General features: G+C 77.0%; 3 protein-coding genes. 1 reads left to right on the top strand and 2 read right to left on the bottom strand.

Features of this window, described 5'->3' with window-relative positions; translation table 11 throughout:
* The first annotated feature begins 177 nt into the window (after nt 1–177).
* Nucleotides 178–855 carry a cyclase family protein gene (locus ECOMGDLI_RS02610; protein ID WP_088313308.1) on the top strand — a complete coding sequence of 226 codons (678 nt, stop codon included), beginning with the start codon at nt 178–180 and terminating at the stop codon, nt 853–855.
* Between the two features lie 8 nt (nt 856–863).
* Here the strand turns inward: ECOMGDLI_RS02610 and ECOMGDLI_RS02605 are convergent, their stop codons facing one another.
* Nucleotides 864–2,168 carry a hypothetical protein gene (locus ECOMGDLI_RS02605; RefSeq protein ID WP_088313306.1) on the bottom strand — a complete coding sequence of 435 codons (1,305 nt, stop codon included), beginning with the start codon at nt 2,166–2,168 and terminating at the stop codon, nt 864–866.
* Nucleotides 2,165–3,088, bottom strand: coding sequence for an alpha/beta fold hydrolase (locus ECOMGDLI_RS02600; RefSeq protein ID WP_158220867.1), 924 nt, complete (start codon nt 3,086–3,088; stop codon nt 2,165–2,167). The genes ECOMGDLI_RS02605 and ECOMGDLI_RS02600 overlap by 4 nt, the downstream gene beginning before the upstream one ends.
* Between the last annotated feature and the right edge of the window lie 183 nt (nt 3,089–3,271).

Below are 3,271 nucleotides of genomic sequence, written 5' to 3'. Positions count from 1 at the left end.
GGCGGGGGGTGGCCGCGGCCTGCGTCATCGTGCCACCCCCTTCCGGACGACCGCCGGGGCGGTCCTCGAACGCTTCGGTACCGCCCAGGACTGTACGGCAGCCCGGCCCGGGGCCGCCCGGCGATGTGGACCACAGTGCGTGCACGCCGCCGGCCGCCGTCCGCGAGGATGACGACCATGAGTGAGCGCCCCCGCGTCGTCGACCTCACCCACGTGCTCGAGGACGGCATGGTGACCTACCCGGGCCTGCCCGCTCCCGAGGTCGGCGTGCACCTCACCCGGGAGGCGTCCCGGGCGGTCTACGCCGACGGCACGACGTTCGAGATCGGCCGGATCGCCATGGTGACGAACACCGGCACCTACTACGACGCCCCGCTGCACCGGTTCGCCGACGGCGCCGACCTCACCCAGGTGCCGCTGGACCGGGTCGCGGCCGTCCCCGGGCTCGTCGTCGACGTCCGGGGCCGGACCGGTGCCGGGGTGACGGCCGCCGACCTCGCCGGCGTCGACGTCGCGGGCCGGGCCGTGCTGCTGCGCACCGGGCACGACGCCCACTGGCGGACGCCGGCCTACGCGGTCGACGGCCCGTTCCTCGCGGCGGACGGCGCCCGGCTGCTCGCGCAGGGCGGGGCCGTCCTCGTCGGGATCGACGCGATGAACATCGACGACACCACCGACGGCACCCGGCCCGCGCACACGACGCTGCTCGCCGCGGGCGTCGGCGTCCTGGAGCACCTCACGAACCTCGGTGCGCTGCCGGCCGACGGGTTCGAGCTGCACGCCGCCCCGGTCCCCGTCCGGGGCCTGGGGACGTTCCCGGTCCGGGCGTACGCCGTGGTCCGCGACGGCGGCTGAGCCGCCGGTCAGCCCTCCTGCAGGTGCCAGGTGGCGCCGTCCGGGGTGTCCCGCACCTCGACGCCCGCTGCCGTGAGCCGGTCCCGGACGAGGTCCGACGTCCCGAAGTCCTTCGCCGCCCGGGCCCGCCCGCGCACCTCGAGGAGCAGCTCGACGAACGGGGCGACGACGGCCCGCGGGTCGCGGGCGCCGACGTGCGCGAGCTCCCCGAGCCGGACGACGAGCGCCCGCAGCGTCCGTCGGGCCGAGTCGGCCTGGTCGGACTGCAGGGTGTCCGTGCTCCAGGCGACCATCGCCGACTCGAGGTCGAGGATCGCGGTGACGCAGCCGTCGACGTCCGAGGCGGCGAGCGCCACGTCGAAGCGCTCGCGCGCCCGGGCGGTGGCGTCCGCCAGCGAGGTCGCGACCGCCTCCCCGCCGGTGTCGGCGACGGCGCCTGCCGGCTCCGCCGCGGCCGCCGGGTCCGCAGCGGCGTCCGGTACGGGCACGTCGCCACCGGGGGCACCGACCGCCTCGCCGCGGAGCAGGGCGCCGAGCTCGTCGAGGGTGAGCACCGTGCCGGCCGGGAACGTCCGGGACGCCCCGCGCCGCCGCACGGTGACCAGGCCGTTGCCGGCGACCCGGGCCGTCCGCGCGACGAGGTCGACGACGAGCGCGGTGTGCTCGTCGACGCCGAGGACGCCCACCTCGTCGGGCAGGTCCGCCTCGAGCGCGACGAGACGCTGCTCGCCGAGGTAGCAGAACCGGGTGTCGTGGCCGCCGCCCTCGGCGTTGTCGTAGTGCGGCACGACGACGCACTCGATGCCGGTGAGCCGGCCCATGAGGTCCAGGCCCTGCGCCCAGCGCGGCTCCTCGCCGACCTTGTAGATCTCGTAGACGGGGATCGTGTGGGTGCCGAGGGTGCACGCCGCCGCGGAGCCGAAGACGAGCGTGCCGCCGCGGGCGGCGACGTCGAGGAGCGCCTCCGGCACGGGGGTGCCCACCCACTGCCGCAGCGTGTAGGTCGGGCTGCCCGGGCCGGCGAACGCCCACGACGCGCGGTGCAGGAGCGTCAGCGCCCGCTCGGCGTCGACGGTGGGCTGGTCACCGCGCCGCCAGCGGGCGACCTCGACCGGGGTGCCGACGGAGTCGGCGAAGTACGCCTGCGTGCGGGTGACGAGGTCGTCGGCGTTCATCTGGAACCCGAACGGGGTGTCGAGCATGACGGCGGGGCCGCCGCCGGCGGCGGCCGCCGACTGGGCGATGACCTCGCGGTGGACCTTGACCATGGTCGGCGCGGTCTCGCCGGAGCCCATGACGACGAGCAGGCTCATGAGCGTGCCTCCTGGGCTGTGGGGGTGGGGGTCGTGCCGGTGGGCACGCGGGCGGCGAGCGCGAGCAGGTCGGCGGCGAGCCGCTCGGGCTGCTCGGCGTGGATGTCGTGGTCGGCGCCGGGGTACCAGCGCACGTCGCCGTCGGGCAGGTGGGTCACGGCGTCGACGACGGCGGCACGCGTCGCCGCGGTGCGCTCGTCGTCCGTCGCGGCCGGTTCGCCGCCGGTCGCGGGGACGAGGAGCACCGGGACGGCGACGCGCGGGTACCAGGCGCCGGGGTCGCCGTCGTACAACGAGCGGACGATCTCGCGGTGGTGATCGCGGGACAGCCACGGTCGGACGCCGCCGTCGGGCAGCCGTTCGAGGTTGGCGAGCGTGCCCTCCAGCCCTTCGACCGGCCAGTCCGGGCGCGCCCCCCGGATGCGGGCGGCCAGGTCGTCGTAGCGCATGCCCTCGAACACCGGCGGGGCCAGCGCGGCCCAGCACTCCTCGAACGACGCGAAGCGGTCCTGCAGCCGGATCCAGCCGCCGTCGACGCACGCGACGGCGGCCGCCGAGCCCGGGTGCCGGGCGGCGAGCGACAGGACGACGTTGCCGCCCCAGGACTGGCCGACGACGACAGGTGCCGCGTCGCCGACCAGGCCGAGCACCCCGGCCAGGGCGGCGAGGTCGTCGGCGCAGGTGTCGGTGTCGTAGCCGCCGTCCGGCGCCTGCGACCGCCCGTGGCCGCGCTGGTCGACGGCGACGACGCGGTGACCCGCCGCGGCGAGGTGCCGGGCGACGCCGTCCCACAGCCGCGCGTTGGACGAGAGCCCGTGGACGAGGAGGAACGGACGGCGCTCGCCGGGCAGCGTGCGGACGGCGAGCCGCGGGCGCCCGTCGGGCAGGGCGACGAGGTCGTCGGTCGGGGCAGGAGGCACGACCATGAGCCTAGGCAGCCCGTCCGACGGTCGCCCGCCGGAAACCCCGGGGACCGGGTGCCGACCGATCACGCTCGGTGCCATGATGCGCGGCGTGAGCGATGCACCGACCCCGGCCCGACCCGACGGTGACGAGCCGCCGTCCGAGCGGCCGACCCCGCCCGACGGCCTGCCCCCGCTGAC

Origin of the sequence: Kineosporia sp. R_H_3, from assembly GCF_002198675.1 — a bacterium.
GTDB lineage: Bacteria > Actinomycetota > Actinomycetes > Actinomycetales > Kineosporiaceae > R-H-3.
The sequence above is the reverse complement of the archived record's forward strand: the minus strand, read 5'-3'. Positions and strand labels throughout refer to the sequence as shown.